This window comes from Streptomyces sp. HSS9-12 (genome assembly GCF_054963655.1).
This window is the reverse complement of sequence record NZ_JBUEGC010000052.1, coordinates 16,403-34,065: the sequence shown is the minus strand read 5'-3', so window position 1 is coordinate 34,065 and position 17,663 is coordinate 16,403. Positions and strand designations below refer to the sequence as shown.

Genomic DNA, 17,663 nt, shown 5'->3' with positions numbered 1-17,663 from the left:
CACGATGGCGGTGCGATCGATCGGAGCGTACGAGTTCCCCTCTCGCTCCCGGCAGGAGCTGTACGGCGAGGACCAGCTCGTGCACGTGCTCTGGCGGAACAACATGACGTTCTGCGCTGCGGCCTGCTTCCGCGCACCGAAGGCCATGGCATGGGCTGACTTCATCGCCGGAGTGGTCGAGCCGTGGGCCGCGTCGGACCCCGGCTTCGTACCGGGTTCGGCTCGCTCTTGGACGCTCGACGACGCGCCCTTGTCGCCCGAGCCGCACCGGTCGCTTGCCGATCTGGGCGTCGGGCACAAGAGCCTGCTCACCTTCGAGGTGTGACGTGGCGCGACTGACCGTGGCCGGAGCGGACGTGACGGTGGAACTGCGCGAGCGCGAGCCGATCCTCAGCGGGCTCTTCCGCTCCGGCTATGCCTACCGCGTCGGTTGCAAGCGCGGCGGCTGCGGGATCTGCAAGGTCGACCTCGTCGAGGGCGAGGTCGACTACCCGGTGACGGTGTCCGCCGAGGTTCTCACTCCGGACGAGCGTGCCGCCGGTGCGTGTCTGTCCTGCCGGGCGGTCCCCGTCGCCGACTCGGTGATCCGCCTCCGCGAGGACGACCGGCTGCGATGCGTGGCGCCGTTCCTGGCGGCAGCGGTCCAGGGCGGGTCGAGCGGCAACACCTCCGAACAGAAGGGAAGGAACTGATGGGTGTCATGCGACTGGGGTACGTGCACACGCGTGTCACGGACCTCGAGGAGTCCCGGAGGCACTACGTCGACACCCTGGGGATGCGGGTCGTCGCCGAGGAGCCGGGCAAGTTGTTCCTCAAGGCGTGGGACGAGTACGACCACCACTCGGTCGTCCTCGAAGAAGGCGGCGTCGGGCTGGTCAAGCTCGGCTACAAGTGCGAGACGCCCGACGACATCGCGAGGTTCGAGAACCGCATCCAGTCCTTCGGCGCGGTCACCGAGCGGATGAGCAAGGGCGAGAACCTCTCCGTCGGCGACGGCATCCGCGTCGTGCTGCCGTCGGAGCACGTGCTCGAGTTGTACTCCGAGATGGACTTCGCCGGCACGGAGACCGGGTCGCTCAACCCCGACCCGTTCCCGCGCCACCTCGTCGGCGTCGGTGTGCCGCGCATCGACCACGCGCTCGTCGCCTGTGAGGACCCTGCGACGCTCGAGCGGTTCTTCGCCGAGTGCCTCGACTTCAAGCCCTCCGAGCGCGTCGTCACCGGGCTGGACAAGGACGCCGATCTGATCGGCTCGTGGATGTTCTGCACGAACACCCCGCATGACATCGCGTTCATCAAGGGTCCCAACGGCAAGCTGCACCACTTCGCCTACTGGCTCAACGACTGGAACGAGATCCGTCACGCCGGTGACCTGTTCTCGATGGACGACGTGTCCATCGACGTGGGGCCGACCCGGCACGGCATCACCCGCGGCGAGACGATCTACTTCTTCGATCCGTCGGGCAACCGGAACGAGGTCTTCTCGGGCGGCTACATCACCTACCCCGACTTCCCGACCATCACCTGGACGCCGGACCAGCTCGCGAAGGGCATCTTCTACATCAGCCGCGAACTGAACGAGCGGTTCACCACCGTCCTCACCTGACCCGATGACTCGCGTGACCGGGGGCGCTCCCCCGCTCCCGGCTGCGCACCCCACCCCTCGCCGGAGGATGTGCGATGTCTGCTGCGTACACCGTCACCGTTGAGCCGCTCGGGAAGGAAGTCTCCTGCCGGGAGGACCAGACGATTCTCGATGCCTGCCTGCGCGCCGGCGTGTGGCTGCCGCACGCCTGCACCCATGGCACGTGCGGCACCTGCAAGGCAGAGGTGCTGGACGGCGACGTGGACCACGGGGAGGCCTCGGCCTTCGCACTCATGGAGTTCGAGCGGGACGAGGGCAAGGCCCTGCTGTGCTGCGCCCGGCCCCGGTCGGACGTCACGGTCGAGGGTGACGTGGACGTCGAGGAGGGCATCACCACCCATCCGGTCCGCGACTTCACCGGCGTGGTCGCCGGCATCGAGGACTGTGCACGCGATACCCGGCGGTTGATCGTGGACCTCGATGACGACATCGCGTTCAACCCGGGGCAGTACCTGCAGGTGTCGGTCCCTGGCACCGAGGTGACCAGGACATATTCGATGGCCAACCCGCCCGGCGAGCCACGCCGCATCGAGTTGCATGTCCGCCGCGTGCCGGGCGGGCGTGCCACCGACGGCTGGGTGTTCAAGGACCTGGCCGTCAGCGACCAGCTGCGGCTCTCCGGCCCGTACGGCCGGTTTTTCTTCCGCGAGACGCGGGAGGAGCCGGCGATCCTCATCGCCGGCGGCACCGGGCTGGCTCCGATCAAGTCGATGATCCGGCACGTCCTGTCCCGCGAGGGCGAGCAGCGGCTGACGCTCTATCAAGGGGCGCGCCGCCTGGACATGCTCTACGACGTCGGCTTCTTCCGCAGGCTCGAGCAGGAGCACCCGGAGCGGTTCCGCTACCGGCCGTGTCTGTCGGAGGAGCAGGTGGGCGGCTTCGAGGCAGGGCTCGTGACCGAGGTGCTCGACCGCGATATGGCCGGCTGCCGGGGCCGTGTCGCCTACGTCTGCGGGCCGCCGCCGATGGTGGACGCGGCGATCAAGATGTTGATGAGCAAGAGGTTGTTCCCGCGCGACATCTACCGCGAGGACTTCTTCGACGAGTCCGACAAGGCGAACGGCGGTCTCAAGAGCCCGCTGCTCAAGAGGTGACGTCCGTGACGACGGTGGAGAAGCAGCAGCCCGAGATCGGCTCGTCGGTGGTTGCGAGCGGCATACGCACCAACTACCTCGAGGCCGGGTCGGGCGAGCCCGTGGTGCTCGTCCACGGATCGGGGCCGGGAGTCACGGCGTACGCCAACTGGCGGCTGACGATGCCGGCGCTGGCCCGGCGGTTGCGCGTGCTCGCCCCCGATATGGTCGGTTTCGGCTACACCGAGCGCCCGGCCGGCGTCACGTACGACATGTCGACGTGGGTCGACCAGCTCGTCGGGTTCCTCGACGCGATGGAAATGCCGCGCGTTTCGCTGGTCGGCAACAGTTTCGGCGGTGCGGTCGCGCTGCGGACGGCTGCCAGGCACCCGGACCGGGTGAACCGCCTGGTGCTCATGGGCAGCGTGGGCGTGCCGTTCCCGATCACACCGGGACTCGACGCGGTCTGGGGATACCGGCCGTCGGTGGAGAACATGCGGCGCATCCTCGACGTGTTCGCCCACTCGCGTGAGCTACTGACCGACGAACTCGCCGAGGTGCGTTACCGGGCCAGCATTCAGCCGGGCTTCCAGGAGGCGTTCGCATCGATGTTCCCGGCGCCGCGGCAGCGCTGGGTGGACGCGCTCGCGACACCGGATGACGAGATCGCGCGGCTGCCGCACACGGCACTCCTGGTACACGGGCGTGACGACAAGGTGATCCCGCTGGAGGCGTCACTGCGCCTGCACCAGCTCATCGAGCGTTCGCAACTGCATGTCTTCGGCAGGTGCGGGCACTGGACGCAGATCGAGTGGAGCACGGAGTTCAACCGGCTCGTGTCCGACTTCCTGGCAACCTGAGCACTCAGAGGAGAGCAGTATGACGGCGCTGATCAACGCCCGCACCATCGGTCTGGACGCGGCGCAGAGCGCGGTCGACGCCGCCGTGGCCGGGGCGTCGTCGCTCGGTGTCCCCATGTGCGTCGCGGTGGCCGACCGGGCGGGTCATCTGCTGGCGTTCGGCCGGATGGACGGTGCCCCACTGCTGTCGGCGCAGCTGGCTCAGGACAAGGCGTACACGGTGGCGGCGTTCGGCCTGCCGACGCACGAGTGGTTCGACCTCATCAAGGACGAACCCGCCCTGCTGCACGGCATGGTGAAGTCCGATCGCCTCGTCGTCTTCGGCGGAGGTGTGCCCGTCGTCGTCGACGGCGAGGTGGTCGGGGCGGTCGGTGTCTCGGGGGGAAGCACCGAAGAGGACCGGCTGGTCGCCGAACGCGGTGCGGCGGCTGCGGCACCACAGGTCGCTTCGAGGCCGGAAACCACCCATCGGCCCTGAGCGAATACCCGCCGGCGAATGAAAACGGAGAAGAGCATGCGGCTGTGGGCCGATGTGATCGTCACGGCGCGGCACAACGGCCGGCTGCTGGACCCGATCTCCGACGAGACGTCGCTGACGCTCGACGAGGCATATGCGATCCAAGCGAGTGTTCTGTCCGCTCGGATCGAGCGCGGGGAGCGACGGGTCGGCTGGAAGCTCGGCTACACCTCGCTCGCGATGCGCGAGCAGATGGGTGTCGACCGACCGAATTTCGCGCCGCTCACCGATCGCATGGTGCTGCGCGACGGGGACGTCATCGGTGACGGAGTCGTCCACCCCGGGTCGAACCGGAGATCGCTGTAATCCTCTCGGAACCGGTTCCGCCGGGCGCGACGCGGGATCAGGTACTGGCCTCCTGTGCGCAGACCCGTGCCGTGCTCGAGGTCGTCGACCCGGTGTGGCGCGACTACAGGTTTCGGATCGAGGACAATACGGCTGACGGTTCGTCGGCCGCCTTTGTCGTGCTCGGACCGGTACTGAAGGGGTGTGGTGACCTCGCCGGAGTGCACGTCGTGCTGGCGTGCGACGGCCGGCTGGTCTCCGAAGCCACGGGGGCGGCTGCGATGGGGCATCCCGCGGACGCGGTGGCCTGGCTCGCGGGCGAACTGGCTGCCCGCGGCGGCCGGCTCGAGCCCGGGGACCTCATCATCACCGGCGGGCTGACCCCCGCCGTACCGCTGGCCCCTGGTGCCACGGTGTCCGCGGCCTTCGACGGGCGGTTCAGCGTATGCGTGGGCCGGAATGGTCCACGATGCACATGAGGCGGATCTGCCACCCGTAACCGCTGCCCACCTCCACCTCGTCCTCCGCTCTCGGGGTGAGAGCGGAGGACGGGATTTTGTGTGGATCAGCGGTTGTCGGGTGCGGGGATCAGGAGCAGCGGGTGGAGTTTGGCTTCGATGCGTTGGGCGCGTGCGGCCGTTTCGTCGAGGAGGAGGGCGAGGTTACGTACGGTTGACCGCCTCCTTGGCGGCGGCGCACCATTCGGATGAGAACAGCTTCAGTTGGTCGGCCATGCTCTCCACACCTCCGTTGGCGTCAGAGTTCGCCTTGGTTGCAGGTTTCCTTGTGCACACTCGGCTTCGCGGGAGACTCGGTGGTGTCACCCGAAGCTGTCGTAGTGGACCCGATCGACCTGGACCCCCTGCTCACGCAGCAGCGCGCGAACGGCGTCGACCATGGGCGGGGGGCCGGCCAGGTAGATGTCGCTGTCGGCCAGACCGTCCGCGTACGGCGAGAGGGCGTCGGTGACGAACCCCGTCGCGCCGTCCCAGTCGGTGTCCGGCTTCAGCAGCGCCCCGCGGAGACTGCCGTCGGGCAGGCCTTCGGCCAAGGCCCGGAGTTCGTCCCAGCAGACCAGTTCCGCACGGGTGGTCGCGCCGTAGAAGACGTGGACCGGGCGTCGGTCACCGGCTGCCGCAAGCTGCCGCAGCAGCGCGAGGACCGGGGAGATACCGGTGCCTCCGGCCAGGAGGACGACGGGGCGGTCGCCGTCCCTGAGCCACATGTCGCCGTACGGCAACTCGACCGGGATGTGGCAGCCCAGGGGCAGGACGAACAGCTGCTCGCTGCCCGGACCGTCCTCGTACCGCTTGGCGATGAACTCGACGACCGGGGAACCGGGCAGGCCGGACATCGAGTAGCAGCGTCGCAGTCCGGGCGCGATCTCGAGAAGGGCGTACTGCCCCGCGCGGTACACCGCCTCGCGTTCGAGCCGGAAGCGGAACCTGCGGATCTCCGGCCCCAGCTCTTCGACCTCCACGAGCCGCGCGCGGTGGTCCGCGGTCGGCAGCTCGGCGCGGGGCTGGTCGCCGGCCCACGATGGCTTGATCACCAGATCGGAGGTCGGCGTGCTCTGGCAGGTCACCATGCGCCGCCGCCTCGCGTCCCGGGGATTCACCGCGGGGGCTTCCGGGAACAGCAGGTCGGCCTCGCCTTCGACGACGGTCACCTTGCAGGTCCCGCAGCTGCCCCAGCCGCATTCGAAGGGGAGCCAGATCCCCGCACGCCGTGCGGCGGCGAGGATCCGGTCGCCTTCGCAGACCTCGAACGCCTCACCCGTGTTCGCCAGGGTGACCCGGTGGGTCCGCGCCGTCATGGGATCAGAGGCCGCAGGCGTCGAGGAGTGCGCGGTGCTGCTCCTCCACCGCGCCGACGACCTGGTCCGCGGGCACGGGCCGAGGAGCGGTCTCGAATATCAGGGCCAGGGATTCGACCGCCTTCCGTGCTCGCGGCTGCCAGGCGGTGAGCCAGCCCCCCAGAACGTCACGAAGCTCCGGCCGGCGCTCCAGGGCGTACCGAACGAGGGCGGCGGTCCAGTCCCGGCTGCGCCGGCTGTCGAGCTCGAAGTCGGCGAACAGCAGCGCGAGGAAGTTGTCGTCGTTGCGGCGGGCGAGGCCGGCGAACTGCGAGTTCAGCAGCGTGTCCACGGTCGGCTTCACGGCCAGGTTGAGAGCGGTGAACGCCTCGCCCCAGTCGTGCGTCGTCAGCAGCAGCTCGAGAGCTTCGCGAAGCGGCTGCCACGCCGCGTCGTCCTCCCAGGCGCCGCGTGCCGTCGACGTCTGCGCGAGCTCCTCGCCGTGCGCGTTGGACAGCACCTTCGTCCAGTAGGCGATGCGCTGAGTACGGCGCATCTCGTCCGCGGCCTGGAAGTTGGCGCAGTTGGTGATGAAGGAGGACGGCGCCATCTGCCCGACGTACAGACCGTGCATCTGCAGGACGTGCAAGGGAAACCGGACCGGCACGTACAGGCGCCGGAGGGTGCTCACCCACGCGGGGTCGAGACCGGCGGCGGTGTTGGTGTCCTCGTGCTGGTCGATGAGCAGGTCGAGGTAGGTCTCCCGGTCGTGCTGGCGCGCCACGTAGTCCGTGTAGGTGAGCTTGTGCGGGTCACGGAACCGCTCCCAGTCGTCGACGTTGAGCGGCGAGCCCTCCCGGTATGTCGTGTACCACTCGTTGATCGGCGCTCGCTGGTCGATCTCGAACGGGGCCGGCTCCCGACGGAAGTGGTAGTGGAACTTCGCCGCGGTCACCTCGTAGCTGCTCGGCTTGCGCTTGACGTCGCCGAGCAGGGTCCAGGTCTTCGCCGGTCGGCGCTCTCTCGTCGCCATGGTCAGTCCTGCCTTTCGAGGTACCAGACGACCTCGTCGTCCGTGAGCTTCATCCGGCCGGCGAAGCCCGAGAGCGCGGGCTCGAGTTCAGGAAGGTTGAACTTGCGGCCCAGTGCGTCTTCGAGGCTCGCCCGGGTGATGCGGCAGCGCTGCGGGACGCCGATGCGGATGTATCCGCCCTGGTCGTCCACGTCGACGTCGGCGCCGGGGTTGTCCGTCTCGATGGCAGCGATCACGGCGTCCGCCAGGTTGGCATCAAGCCCGCGGATCACCGGCCCCACCATCTTCACGTGTGTCTGCTCCATGGATGCTCTTCCTCACTAGGCCTGGAACCGGTTGTGGTGCCGCAGGCCGTCCTGGGGGATACCGACCTTGATCTGGTCTTCGGTGACCCGGACGGGGTACTCGTACAGCCGGCATCCGGTCGGGTTGAGCCCGGCGCCGGTCTTCATGTCGAACTCCCAGTTGTGGCCACCGCACAGCAGGACGGCCGAATCCTCGTCCCACTTGCCGTCGGCCAGCAGAACTTCCTGGTGGGGGCACATGCCCTGGTAGGCCTTGACGTCACCGCCGGCCAGGTGCACGAGCAGAACCTGCTCGTCCTCGACCTCGACGTCGAGGATGTCGCCCTCCCAGAGCTCCTCTCGCTCAACGGCGCTCACCCACCGGATCTCGCCGGTCATGAGTAGAGGACTTCCAGCACGTCCAGCGGCGCCACGCCCGCGTCCACGACCGTCGCCTCCGGAGGCAGGAACTGCCCCTGGTGGCGCACCCGCATGGGGCGCTCCTGCGGCGCCACCCGCCGGTCCACCACGTGATGGGCAATCTTCTCGGCGACGACCGTCATCGGGTCGGTGTCGTCAATGGGCACGAGGACGACGACGAAGTCGCCTTCGAATATGCCCTGCACGGGAAACAGAGCCATGGTCAGCCTTTCTCTCTTTCCGGTTCCGGGGTCCGGCGTCGCGGAACCCGGAAGCGGAATCCGGTGCCCGAATGCGGATTGGTCCAGTCGGGTGTCCGGTGACTCACCGGACACCACCTGGGCGGTGGCTACTACGAGGCGGCGAGCTTGACCGGTGAACCCGCGTGGGCCCACTCGTAGTCGGTCGCGTCCTGCCCCATCTCCTCGGGGGAGAGACCCATGTAGGCGAGAGCGCCCTCCATCGTCGGCGGCTGGATCAGTCCGCCCAGGAAGCGGTCCACGATGCCCAGGTGGCCCTTGAAGCGGTCCGCGCTCTCCTCGAAGACCCACTTGCAGGGTTCGGAGCAGAAGGTGTAGCGGCGGCCGTCCAGGTCGAGCAGCAGGGGTGCCGGGTTGTCCAGGTGACCGGTCAGGTAGCCGGAGGGTGTGCACACGGGGATGTGGCACATGTTGCAGACCATCGGGAAGGTCTCCGGCAGGGTCAGCTCGGGCCGTCCCTTGCGGACGTTGCCGGCCATGACGTCCCAGTACTTGCCGAACGTGTCGTTCCAGCCGGGGTACTTCTCCTCCAGCCAGTCCCGCTCCTCGGGGGATACGCCGGCGTCCGGGTTCCACCACACGGTCGGGCGCCAGAAGTACACGCCGAGGTGGTAGGCGTGGTGCAGCCAGTTCAGCTCGGTGGAGAAGTGCTCGTCCCAGTACCACGGCTTCTCGAGACCGAAGTCACGGAACTGGTCGAGGAACTGCTTGATGATGAACTCGTCCATGAACTCCTTGAACGAGTGCGACCGGTGCTCGAGGGGGGTGTAGTAGTCCATCGACAGACCGGTCAGCAGCGAGAAGACCTTCCACGTCCGCCAGAACATGTGGTCGACGAGCTTCTGGGCGACGTCCTTCTTGCCGTTCTCGACGAGCACCTTGATCGTCGGCTCACCCTGCTGGGCATGCCGGGCCTCGTCGGTCTGGATGGACGAGATGAGTGCGCCGAAGTCGATGTCGCCGACCTTCATCGCGTCGGCCGCCATGCCGAGGAACTGGAGATTGGTGAAGCCGGTCTCGAAGGTGAAGGTGAGCTGGATGGCCGTGGACACCGCGTCGTTGGCGGTGAACATGTCGTCGAACAGGCTCCGCGCCGCGATGGCGCCCCACTCGTTGGTGTGGAACGTCTTGTGGGCCCAGTCCAGCCGCGGCTCCTTGGACAGCAGCTGGTGCGGGAAGTACGTCTGCAGCTGGCCGTGACGGGTCTCGTCGAGGCAGCCGAAGGTGGCCATGTTGCGCCAGGCCGCGGCTCGGCCGAAGCGGCCCATCCGCGCCTCCGCGATGCCCGCCAGGTACTCCCCGATCGGGATGGCTCCGTAGTGGGCGGTGATCGCCGCCTTCCAGCCCGGGTCCAGGTCGTCGAACAGCCGCGATCGCCCGACGACGTTGTTCACCGAGAACACCCCGGCGTCCTTCCCGACCTGGTTGTGGACGTACTCGGAGTAGGTGATCTTGTAGGGCTCGTCCCACGTCCACCAGCTCTCGGCCGGAACACCGAAGCTGTTCGAGAGGTTCTCAGGCCACGCCTGGTCCTCCTCGACGTAGGAGAGCTTCCAATTCATGTCCCGGGTGAGGTCGTACCACTCGGAACGGGCAAGGCCCGGCATGGGTTCTCCCTTCTCGTCACCGACGGCATCGGCCTGCATCCGCCGGTACTCGCATCCGGCAGCGGGTCCGCGCCCGCCACGGGCAGTGCTCTTCGTGGCGATGCTCAGCATGGACGGGACGCCGGCCCGTCCGCGCCAGACGTTCCTTCTTGCGGAACGGCTGATTCACCGGAGGTCCCGGATGAAGAGCGCGAGGAGCAGCTCGTCTCTGCCGGACACGCGCACGTTCCTGTCTCGCAAGGACGAATGCCGGGGGATGTTTTCGTCCCCGGGAGGCAGAGGTGTCGTCGCACTCGTTCTCCACCTTGCCTGCGGAGGTTTACGTTTTAGCCAGTCGAGGCCTGGCGACGCCCGGCGAACACCCCGCTTCCGCCTGGCCCTACGGCATCTGAAATGACGTCAACCAATCTCGGAGGCACGTCATGCGCACCGGCCGGCCGTACCGACTCCCGCCCGTAGCTGCCGGTGGTGATACCGCGAGAACCACCCGGATTCCCGCCCGGCCCCTCCCGCCGGCCGTTGCCGTACCCACGCAGGTGGTGGGCCAGTGACGGTGCCCGAGACGACCAACACCCCCATGGACCGCTCCGGTGTCGACGGCGGACTGAAATCGGTTGCGACCGCGCTGGAACTGCTGGACTGTTTCGGGACCGCCCACGAGCTGGGGGTCTCGGACATCGCCCGGCGGCTGGGGGTCGCGAAGAGCACCGCCCACCGGCTGCTCACCACGTTGTGCACGCGCGGACTGATCGAGAAGAACCCCCAGACCGGGCGGTATCGGCTGGGGCTGCATCTGTTGGAGCTGGGCCTGCTGGCGGCAGGCCGCTTCCGGGTCCGGCAGGCCGCGCTGCCCATGCTCGAAGAGCTGCGGCAGCGCACCGGCTGCACGATTCACCTGTCGGTGCCGGAAGGCCCCGACGTCCTCTACGTGGAGCGCTTGCCGTCGTTGAACGGCGTGCAGCTGTTCGCTGACATCGGGCGCCGGCTGCCGGCACACTGCACCGGCTCGGGCAAAGTGATGGCCGCGTTCGATCCCATGCTCGCCCAGCTTCGACGTGAGGCCGGATTCCCCGTGCTCACCTCGTCCACCATCCGCACCCCGATGGCCTGGGATCGTGCGCTCGACGAGATACGGCGGCGCGGCGTCGCGGTCAACCGGGACGAGGCGTCCGTCGGACTGACGTCCGTGGCCGCGCCGGTCCGCGACCATGCGGGGCGCGCTCGGGCGGCCATCTCCATCGTCGCTCCGACTCGGATCGACGGCGACGGCATCGAACGCTCCGCACGCCTGGTCACGGAGGCGGCGCGCAAGCTGAGCCGCGTCCTCTGCCTCTGACCGCCCCGGGCTCCGCGGGGCCACGCCCTCGCGGTGACGGCATCGCGCCGGCACCGCGTTCCTTCGCCGCGGCAGTCGAGTGTTCCTGTGTCCGGAACGAGCGTTGCCCGTCCCGGGGCACCTTTCCGATTCTCGTCACATAGTGAGCGCAACGCTCATTATGTGATCACCAGGAGGCGATCGTGACAGGACAGGTTCTCCCCTACGAGCTCCACGGCCGCGGCCCGCACCGCGTCATCGCGCTGCACGGCTGGCTCGGCGACCGGACCAGCTTCGACGGCCTGCGCCCGCACTTGGACGAGACGGCGTTCACCTATGCGTTCCTGGACTACCGCGGATACGGCGAAGCGAAGGACGTCGAGGGCGACTACACCGTCGAGGAGATCGCCGGGGACGCCCTCGCCGTGGCCGACGACCTCGGCTGGCCGGAGTTCTCACTGCTCGGCCACTCGATGGGGGGCATGGCCGCGCAGGCGGCCCTGCTGATCGCTCCCGAGCGCGTGCGCTCGATCGTCGGTGTGTCACCCGTCCCCGCCTCGGGCGTGCCGTTCGACGACCAGAGCTGGCAGCTGTTCGCCGACGCCGCCGAGGAGCCCGGGAACCGGCGGGCGATCATCGACTTCACGACGGGCAGCCGGCTGACCGGCACCTGGCTGGATGCGATGGTGCGCCGCTCGGTGGACCGTACCTCGGTCCCGGCGTTCCGCGCCTACCTCGACTCCTGGGCACGAACCGACTTCCACGAGCGGATCCAGGGCAGCGAGGTCCCGGTGCTCGTTGTCGCCGGAGGGCAGGACCCGGCGCTGTCCCCCGATGTGATGCGGGAGACCTGGCTGAAGTGGTACCCCCATGCCGAGCTGCAGGTCTTCGCGGACGCCGGTCACTACGCCGTCGACGAAGTCCCTGTCGCGCTGGCCTCCGCGGTCGAACGGTTCCTCGCCCGATGACCGCGGTGACGAGCGAGGGCACGAGCGCTCCGAACGTCTTCGACCCACGGGCCTACGCGGCCGGGATTCCGCACGAGGCCTTCCGACGGCTCCGCGACGAGAACCCGGTGAGCTGGCAGGTGGAACACGAGGTCGGCGACTGGCCGGCCGGGCCGGGGTTCTGGGCGGTCACCCGCTACGCGGATGTCCTGCGCGTTCTCAGGTCGCCGGCGGAGTTCTCATCCTGGTTGGGGGCGACGCAGATCCGCGACCCCGACCCGGCCGATCTGCCGTTCATCCGGCGGATGATCCTCAACCTCGATCCGCCGGAACACATGCGGCTGCGGCGGATCGTCGGCCGGGCGTTCAGCCCGCGCCGGATCGAGCAGTTCGCCGCCGACGTCGCCGGGCGGGCCCGCCGCCTGGTCGATGCCGTGGTCGAACGCGGCGAGTGCGACCTGCCGGTCGACATCACGGACGACTTCCCACTGCGCAATCTCGCGGATCTGCTGGGCGTCCCCGAGTCCGATCGCCGGATGCTGCTGGAGTGGACGAACCGGGTGATCGGCTACCAGGATCCCGAGCACGCCGAGGTGGTCCGAGGTCCGGACGGCAAGCCGGTCAATCCCCGCTCCCCCGCGATGCTCCGGGACATGTTCGCCTACGCCCAGCAGCTGGCCGAGTTCAAGCGACGGCATCCGGCGGACGACATCATGACCACGCTGGCCACGGCGGACGTCGACGGGCACCGGCTGACCGACCCGGAGCTGGAGATGTTCTTCTTCCTGCTCTGCGTGGCCGGCAACGACACCGTCCGCAGCGCCGGTCCCGGCGGCGTACTGGCCTTCGTACACCACCCGGAGCAGCGGCGACTGCTGCTGGAACACCCGGAGTTGCTCGACTCGGCGATCGAGGAAGCGCTGCGCTGGCACCCGCCGGTGCTCAGTTTCCGGCGCACCGCGAGTGCCGACGTCGAGCTGGCGGGGCGGCGGATCCGCGCCGGTGACAAGGTGGTGGTGTTCCACTGCTCCGCCCATTTCGACGAGCGGCGGTTCGACGACCCGATGCGCTTCGACATCACCCGCTCACCGAACCACCACATCGCGTTCGGGGACGGTCCGCATGTCTGCCTCGGCGCGCACTTCGCTCGTCTGCAACTGCGCGCCCTGTACCGGGAGGTGCTCTGGCGGCTGCCCGACCTGGAGCCGGCCGGGCCGGTGGACCGGCTGGTGTCCAACTTCATCAACGGCATCAAGCATCTGCCGCTGAGCTTCACGCCGAGTCGACCGCTGGGAGCCGGGTGACCGGCGGGCAGCCCACTGGGGCGAAGACGCTCGACTCGGGGCTGCGCATCCTGTGGACGCTGAGCGAGTATCCGGATGGCTTGGGCCTGGCCGAGCTGGCGCGGCTGCTCGGGCTGGACCGCAACGCCGTACGCCGGATGCTCGGCGCGCTGACCGGGCAGCGGATCGTCACGCGGGCCGGGTCCGGGCGGTATCAGCTCGGGCTCGGGCTGGTCGAGCTCGCGCTCGCGGTGCGACCGAGGTTGCGGGAGGCGGCCGCGGCCGAGCTGCGTCGACTCGCCGACGCCGCCGGGGCGACGGCGTTCGTCACCGCCCTCGAGGGCAGCGAAGCCGTGGTCGTCTCCGTCGTCGAGCCGACGCGCTCGCTCGCGCACGTGGCATACCGCGCGGGCCTGCGCCATCCCGCTGACCGGGGCGCGTCGGGGATCGCGATCCTGGCAGGGCGCCCGCCGGAGCCGGAGGAGCGTCCGGCGGTCACCGCGGCCCGCGATCGCGGATACTCGGTGACCAGGGGGGAGCTGGAGTCAGGGGCGTGGGGGCTGGCCGCACCCGTCACGGTCGGCCGGCTTCCCGCCGAGGCCAGCGTCGGCGTCGTGTCGATCGGCGAGCCGGACGTGGAGCGCACCGCGCGAGAAGTGCTGGCGGCGGCCGCGGCGATATCCGCGTTGCTGCCTGCCCCGCCTCGCTGACAGCACGTCTGCCCATGGCCCGTTCCGCATTCAGGAACGGGGCCGTCCCCGTCGGTTCCTCCTCTCCTAACGTCTGCGACGAGGGATCCACGCCGTGCGAGTCGAGGTGGTGTGACACGTGGACGCTGTCACTCAGGCGGAGGCGGCCGACCTGCTGCTGTCCGCCTACGAGACGCGGGTTCCGGTGGACCCGCTGGTTGCGAAGTACGACGGGCTCACGCTGGACGACGCGTACGAGATCCAGCTGCTCCAGATCCGCCGCCGGCTGGCGGCCGGAGCGACCGTCAAGGGGCACAAGGTGGGGCTGTCCTCTCCCGCCATGCAGCGGCAGATGGGCGTCGACCAGCCGGACTACGGCCACCTGCTCGACGACATGTTCTGGCTCGAGCAGCTGCCGGTCCCCGCGGACAGGTTCCTTCAGCCACGGGTCGAGCCGGAGGTCGCGTTCGTCCTCGACCGGCCATTGAAGGGGCCGGGTGTGACGGTCGCCGAGGCGGCGGCGGCGGTCGGCTTCGTCCTGCCGGCACTCGAGCTCATCGACAGCCGGATCCGGGACTGGAAGATCGGCATTCTCGACACCATTGCGGACAACGCGTCATCGGCCGGCGTGGTGCTCGGCAGCACACCGGCACCGCTGTCCGCCGTGGATCTGCGTCTCGCCGGCTGCAACCTGCACAAGAACGGAGAGCTCGTGGCCACGGGCGCCGGCGGAGCGGTCCTGGGTTCGCCGCTGACCTCGCTGGTGTGGCTTGCCAACACGGTCGGCGCGCACGGCGTCGTGCTCCAGGCCGGACACGTCGTGCTTCCCGGTTCCGTCACCGCGTCGGTCCCGGTCACCGAGGGTGACAATGTGACCGCCACTTTCGCCGGGCTCGGCAGCGTGACCGCGCGTTTCACGAAGGAGCGAGGATGACGAAGGCGACGGCCGCGATCGTCGGCCCGGGCAACATCGGCACCGATCTGCTGGCGAAGCTGCAGCGCAGTGAGCACATCGACGTGCGCTACATGGTCGGTGTCGACCCGACGTCGGACGGGCTGGAGCGCGCGCGCAAGCGTGGCGTCGAAGCGTCGGCAGGTGGCGTCGACTGGCTGCTCTCTCAGGACGAGTTGCCGGACATCGTGTTCGAGGCGACGTCGGCGAAGGCACATCTGGCGCATGCCCCGAGGTACGCGGAGGCCGGCATCCAGGCGGTGGACCTGACACCGGCCGCGACCGGCCCGCTGGTCTGCCCGCCGGTCAACCTCGAGGAGCACCTGGCGGCATCGAACCTCAACATGATCACATGCGGCGGGCAGGCCACGATCCCGATCGTGCACGCGGTCTCGCGGGTGGTGCCCGTGGCGTACGCCGAGATCGTGGCGTCGATCGCGTCCCGGTCGGCAGGCCCCGGCACACGGGCCAACATCGACGAGTTCACCGACACCACGGCGCGGGCGATCGAGCAGGTCGGTGGTGCGGAGCGCGGCAAGGCCATCATCATCCTGAACCCGGTCGACCCTCCGATGATCATGCGAGACACGGTGTTCTGTGCGATCCCGGCGGACGCGGACCGTGCCGCCGTCACCGAGTCGATCGTCAAGATGGTCACCGATGTGGCGCAGTACGTGCCGGGCTACACGCTGCGCGCGGAGCCGCAGTACGACGACCCGCGCGACATCTGGGCCGGGCAGGCGCGGGTCGCAGTGTTCCTCGAAGTGCGCGGCAACGGCGACTACTTGCCCACATGGGCCGGCAATCTGGACATCATGACCGCCGCTGCGGCTCGCGTCGGCGAGCTGCTCGCGGTCGCGAAGAACTCGGCGGTGACGGCATGACTCGCGATCTGCGCATCACGGACTCGACACTGCGGGACGGCTCGCACGCGATGCGGCACCAGTTCACCGAGGAGCAGGTGCGCGGCGTCGTGCATGCCCTCGACGGCGCCGGGGTCGAGGTCATCGAGGTCGCCCACGGCGACGGGCTGGGCGGCTCGTCGTTCAACTACGGCTTCTCCAAGGTCGACGAGATCCAGCTGATCCGGGCCGCCGTCGACGAGGCGACGGCGGCGAAGATCGCGGTGTTGCTGCTGCCCGGTGTCGGCACGGTCGAGAACCTCAAGGCGGCGCACGACGCCGGCGCGTCGGTCGCGCGGATCGCCACCCATTGCACCGAGGCGGACGTGTCGGTCCAGCACTTCGGCGCCGCACGCGATCTGGGCATGGAGACCGTCGGCTTCCTGATGCTCTCCCATCGGATCGGTCCGGGGGAGCTCGCGAAGCAGGCTCGGATCATGGTCGATGCGGGCGCGCACTGCGTGTACGTGGTGGACTCCGCCGGGGCGCTCGTGCTCTCCGATGCCCAGGCCCGCGTCAAGGCGTTGGTGGACGAGATCGGGGCGCAGGCGCAGGTCGGCTTCCACGGACACCAGAACCTCTCCCTCGGCATCGCCAACTCGGTGCTGGCCTACCAGGGCGGGGCGAGGCAGATCGACGGCGCCCTGTGCGCGCTCGGCGCGGGCGCGGGGAACTCGCCGACCGAGGTCCTCGCCGCCACGTTCGAACGACTCGACATCTCCACCGGTGTGGATGTGCAAGGCGCGATGGCAGCTGCGGAGGACGTGGTGAAGCCGTTCATCCCGCGGCTGCCGTGGATGGACCGCTCGTCGATCGTGCAGGGCTACGCGGGCGTCTACTCCTCGTTCCTGCTGCACGCCGAGCGGGCGTCGGAACGGTACGACGTACCGGCGCACGAGATCCTCCAGCGGGTCGGCGAGGCCGGCTACGTGGGCGGTCAGGAAGACATGATCATCGACATCGCGCTGCAGCTTTCCCAGGAACGCGAACTCGCCGCCGAGGGAGCACGCTGATGAGCACGTGGGACGTCGAACGGGCAGCCGGCGCGCTGCTCGAAGCGGAGGATTCACGCACCGACCGTGGTCCGATCACCGACGAGTGGCCGGACCTCGATCTCGCGACCGCCTACGCCGTACAGGACGAGACGCTGCGCCGTCGGCTCGACCGCGGGGAGAAGCTGACCGGCGTCAAGCTGGGCCTCACCTCGCGCGCCAAGCAGCAGCGGATGAACGTCACCTCGCCGCTCACCGCGTGGCTCACCGATGCGATGGTGCTGCCGGCCGGTGCCCCGGTCCCGCAGGGCAAGCTGATCCACCCGCGCGCCGAGCCGGAGATCGTGTTCGTGATGCGCGAGCGGCTGGCCGGGCCCGGGGTCACCGCCGCCACCGCCCTCGCGGCGGTCGGTTCCGTGCACGCCGGCGTCGAGGTCATCGACAGCCGCTACCGCGATTTCAGGTTCACCCTCCCCGACGTGGTGGCCGACAACGCGTCGTCGGGTCTGTACATGACCGGTCCGGTGGGCCGGCCGCCGACGGAGCTCGATCTCGCGCTCGAGGCGTGCCTGGTAGAGGTCGACGGCCAGGTCGTCGACTCGGCCACCGGCGCCGCCGTACAGGGTCACCCGGCAGAGGCGCTCGCGCTCGCCGCGAACGACCTGGGCCGGCGCGGACGTGCGATCGAACCGGGATGGGTCGTCCTCACCGGCGGCATGACGGACGCGGTCGCCGTGCCGCCCGGAGCCAGGATGGCCGCGCACTTCACCCATCTCGGTTCCGTGTTCCTCGCGGGAGGCTGAC

At 69.2% G+C, this 17,663-nt stretch carries 22 protein-coding genes; 16 read left to right on the top strand and 6 right to left on the bottom strand.

What is annotated here, in order from left to right:
* Positions 1-4 precede the first annotated feature (4 nt).
* The 8 genes from ACY34J_RS23850 (at position 5) to ACY34J_RS23815 (ending at position 4,859) form a co-directional block, all read left to right on the top strand.
* Positions 5-325, top strand: a complete 321-nt coding sequence (locus ACY34J_RS23850) for a phenol hydroxylase subunit P4 (RefSeq protein WP_462728661.1) — start codon at positions 5-7, stop codon at positions 323-325.
* A 1-nt stretch (position 326) separates the two neighbouring features.
* A complete protein-coding gene (locus ACY34J_RS23845; RefSeq protein WP_462728660.1) occupies positions 327-692 on the top strand; it encodes a 2Fe-2S iron-sulfur cluster-binding protein in 366 nt (121 codons plus the stop codon).
* The gene (locus tag ACY34J_RS23840) at positions 692-1,606 is read left to right on the top strand and encodes a catechol 2,3-dioxygenase (protein ID WP_462728659.1); all 915 of its coding nucleotides are present in this window, start codon (positions 692-694) and stop codon (positions 1,604-1,606) included. Before ACY34J_RS23845 ends, ACY34J_RS23840 begins: the two co-directional genes overlap by 1 nt.
* A 74-nt stretch (positions 1,607-1,680) precedes the next feature.
* Positions 1,681-2,739 carry a 2Fe-2S iron-sulfur cluster-binding protein gene (locus ACY34J_RS23835; protein WP_462728658.1) on the top strand — a complete coding sequence of 353 codons (1,059 nt, stop codon included), beginning with the start codon at positions 1,681-1,683 and terminating at the stop codon, positions 2,737-2,739.
* A 5-nt stretch (positions 2,740-2,744) separates the two neighbouring features.
* Positions 2,745-3,578, top strand: a complete 834-nt coding sequence (locus ACY34J_RS23830; RefSeq protein ID WP_462728657.1) for an alpha/beta fold hydrolase — start codon at positions 2,745-2,747, stop codon at positions 3,576-3,578.
* A gap of 19 nt (positions 3,579-3,597) precedes the next feature.
* The gene (locus ACY34J_RS23825) at positions 3,598-4,056 is read left to right on the top strand and encodes a GlcG/HbpS family heme-binding protein (protein ID WP_462728656.1); all 459 of its coding nucleotides are present in this window, start codon (positions 3,598-3,600) and stop codon (positions 4,054-4,056) included.
* Between the two features lie 18 nt (positions 4,057-4,074).
* A complete protein-coding gene (locus tag ACY34J_RS23820; RefSeq protein ID WP_462728655.1) occupies positions 4,075-4,401 on the top strand; it encodes a hypothetical protein in 327 nt (108 codons plus the stop codon).
* Positions 4,392-4,859, top strand: a complete 468-nt coding sequence (locus tag ACY34J_RS23815) for a 2-keto-4-pentenoate hydratase (RefSeq protein WP_462728672.1) — start codon at positions 4,392-4,394, stop codon at positions 4,857-4,859. The genes ACY34J_RS23820 and ACY34J_RS23815 overlap by 10 nt, the downstream gene beginning before the upstream one ends.
* A 341-nt stretch (positions 4,860-5,200) precedes the next feature.
* Here the strand turns inward: ACY34J_RS23815 and ACY34J_RS23810 are convergent, their stop codons facing one another.
* From ACY34J_RS23810 to ACY34J_RS23785, 6 genes are all read right to left on the bottom strand, one after another.
* Entirely contained in the window at positions 5,201-6,196 is a 996-nt protein-coding gene (locus tag ACY34J_RS23810) for a 2Fe-2S iron-sulfur cluster-binding protein (RefSeq protein ID WP_462728654.1), read from the bottom strand.
* Positions 6,197-6,200: 4 nt separating this feature from the next.
* A complete protein-coding gene (locus tag ACY34J_RS23805; RefSeq protein ID WP_462728653.1) occupies positions 6,201-7,208 on the bottom strand; it encodes a ferritin family protein in 1,008 nt (335 codons plus the stop codon).
* 2 nt (positions 7,209-7,210) lie between these two features.
* Entirely contained in the window at positions 7,211-7,513 is a 303-nt protein-coding gene (locus ACY34J_RS23800; RefSeq protein WP_462728652.1) for an MmoB/DmpM family protein, read from the bottom strand.
* Between the two features lie 15 nt (positions 7,514-7,528).
* On the bottom strand, positions 7,529-7,891 hold the full coding sequence (locus ACY34J_RS23795; protein ID WP_462728651.1) for a Rieske 2Fe-2S domain-containing protein: 363 nt from the start codon (positions 7,889-7,891) through the stop codon (positions 7,529-7,531).
* A complete protein-coding gene (locus ACY34J_RS23790; protein ID WP_462728650.1) occupies positions 7,888-8,133 on the bottom strand; it encodes a toluene-4-monooxygenase system B family protein in 246 nt (81 codons plus the stop codon). Before ACY34J_RS23790 ends, ACY34J_RS23795 begins: the two co-directional genes overlap by 4 nt.
* 131 nt (positions 8,134-8,264) lie before the next feature.
* Positions 8,265-9,890 (bottom strand): aromatic/alkene/methane monooxygenase hydroxylase/oxygenase subunit alpha, encoded by a 1,626-nt coding sequence (locus ACY34J_RS23785; protein WP_462728649.1) that lies wholly within the window; start codon positions 9,888-9,890, stop codon positions 8,265-8,267.
* Positions 9,891-10,326: 436 nt separating this feature from the next.
* Here ACY34J_RS23785 and ACY34J_RS23780 point away from each other — a divergent pair, with 436 nt between their 5' ends.
* The 8 genes from ACY34J_RS23780 to ACY34J_RS23745 all read left to right on the top strand — a co-directional run bounded on the left by ACY34J_RS23780 (position 10,327) and on the right by ACY34J_RS23745 (position 17,662).
* Positions 10,327-11,115 (top strand): IclR family transcriptional regulator, encoded by a 789-nt coding sequence (locus ACY34J_RS23780; protein WP_462728648.1) that lies wholly within the window; start codon positions 10,327-10,329, stop codon positions 11,113-11,115.
* Positions 11,116-11,297: 182 nt separating this feature from the next.
* On the top strand, positions 11,298-12,062 hold the full coding sequence (locus ACY34J_RS23775; protein WP_462728647.1) for an alpha/beta fold hydrolase: 765 nt from the start codon (positions 11,298-11,300) through the stop codon (positions 12,060-12,062).
* Positions 12,059-13,345 (top strand): cytochrome P450, encoded by a 1,287-nt coding sequence (locus ACY34J_RS23770; protein WP_462728646.1) that lies wholly within the window; start codon positions 12,059-12,061, stop codon positions 13,343-13,345. Before ACY34J_RS23775 ends, ACY34J_RS23770 begins: the two co-directional genes overlap by 4 nt.
* Positions 13,342-14,034, top strand: a complete 693-nt coding sequence (locus ACY34J_RS23765) for a helix-turn-helix domain-containing protein (RefSeq protein ID WP_462728645.1) — start codon at positions 13,342-13,344, stop codon at positions 14,032-14,034. The genes ACY34J_RS23770 and ACY34J_RS23765 overlap by 4 nt, the downstream gene beginning before the upstream one ends.
* Before the next feature lie 118 nt (positions 14,035-14,152).
* Positions 14,153-14,947 carry a 2-keto-4-pentenoate hydratase gene (locus ACY34J_RS23760; RefSeq protein ID WP_462728644.1) on the top strand — a complete coding sequence of 265 codons (795 nt, stop codon included), beginning with the start codon at positions 14,153-14,155 and terminating at the stop codon, positions 14,945-14,947.
* Complete coding sequence (locus tag ACY34J_RS23755) at positions 14,944-15,849, top strand: acetaldehyde dehydrogenase (acetylating) (RefSeq protein WP_462728643.1); 906 nt, start codon at positions 14,944-14,946, stop codon at positions 15,847-15,849. The genes ACY34J_RS23760 and ACY34J_RS23755 overlap by 4 nt, the downstream gene beginning before the upstream one ends.
* On the top strand, positions 15,846-16,880 hold the full coding sequence (dmpG, locus tag ACY34J_RS23750) for a 4-hydroxy-2-oxovalerate aldolase (protein WP_462728642.1): 1,035 nt from the start codon (positions 15,846-15,848) through the stop codon (positions 16,878-16,880). The genes ACY34J_RS23755 and dmpG overlap by 4 nt, the downstream gene beginning before the upstream one ends.
* A complete protein-coding gene (locus tag ACY34J_RS23745) occupies positions 16,880-17,662 on the top strand; it encodes a 2-keto-4-pentenoate hydratase (RefSeq protein ID WP_462728641.1) in 783 nt (260 codons plus the stop codon). Before dmpG ends, ACY34J_RS23745 begins: the two co-directional genes overlap by 1 nt.
* Position 17,663 lies beyond the last annotated feature (1 nt).

Bases quoted from the DNA above. Each gene is read 5' to 3' on its own strand.
- ACY34J_RS23850 (WP_462728661.1), top strand. From the start codon at position 5: ATGGCGGTGCGATCGATCGGAGCGTACGAGTTCCCCTCTCGCTCCCGG.
- ACY34J_RS23840 (WP_462728659.1), top strand. From the start codon at position 692: ATGGGTGTCATGCGACTGGGGTACGTGCACACGCGTGTCACGGACCTC.
- ACY34J_RS23835 (WP_462728658.1), top strand. From the start codon at position 1,681: ATGTCTGCTGCGTACACCGTCACCGTTGAGCCGCTCGGGAAGGAAGTC.
- ACY34J_RS23825 (WP_462728656.1), top strand. From the start codon at position 3,598: ATGACGGCGCTGATCAACGCCCGCACCATCGGTCTGGACGCGGCGCAG.
- ACY34J_RS23820 (WP_462728655.1), top strand. From the start codon at position 4,075: ATGAAAACGGAGAAGAGCATGCGGCTGTGGGCCGATGTGATCGTCACG.
- ACY34J_RS23810 (WP_462728654.1), bottom strand. From the start codon at position 6,196: ATGACGGCGCGGACCCACCGGGTCACCCTGGCGAACACGGGTGAGGCG.
- ACY34J_RS23805 (WP_462728653.1), bottom strand. From the start codon at position 7,208: ATGGCGACGAGAGAGCGCCGACCGGCGAAGACCTGGACCCTGCTCGGC.
- ACY34J_RS23800 (WP_462728652.1), bottom strand. From the start codon at position 7,513: ATGGAGCAGACACACGTGAAGATGGTGGGGCCGGTGATCCGCGGGCTT.
- ACY34J_RS23795 (WP_462728651.1), bottom strand. From the start codon at position 7,891: ATGACCGGCGAGATCCGGTGGGTGAGCGCCGTTGAGCGAGAGGAGCTC.
- ACY34J_RS23790 (WP_462728650.1), bottom strand. From the start codon at position 8,133: ATGGCTCTGTTTCCCGTGCAGGGCATATTCGAAGGCGACTTCGTCGTC.
- ACY34J_RS23785 (WP_462728649.1), bottom strand. From the start codon at position 9,890: ATGCTGAGCATCGCCACGAAGAGCACTGCCCGTGGCGGGCGCGGACCC.
- ACY34J_RS23770 (WP_462728646.1), top strand. From the start codon at position 12,059: ATGACCGCGGTGACGAGCGAGGGCACGAGCGCTCCGAACGTCTTCGAC.
- ACY34J_RS23755 (WP_462728643.1), top strand. From the start codon at position 14,944: ATGACGAAGGCGACGGCCGCGATCGTCGGCCCGGGCAACATCGGCACC.
- dmpG (WP_462728642.1), top strand. From the start codon at position 15,846: ATGACTCGCGATCTGCGCATCACGGACTCGACACTGCGGGACGGCTCG.
- ACY34J_RS23745 (WP_462728641.1), top strand. From the start codon at position 16,880: ATGAGCACGTGGGACGTCGAACGGGCAGCCGGCGCGCTGCTCGAAGCG.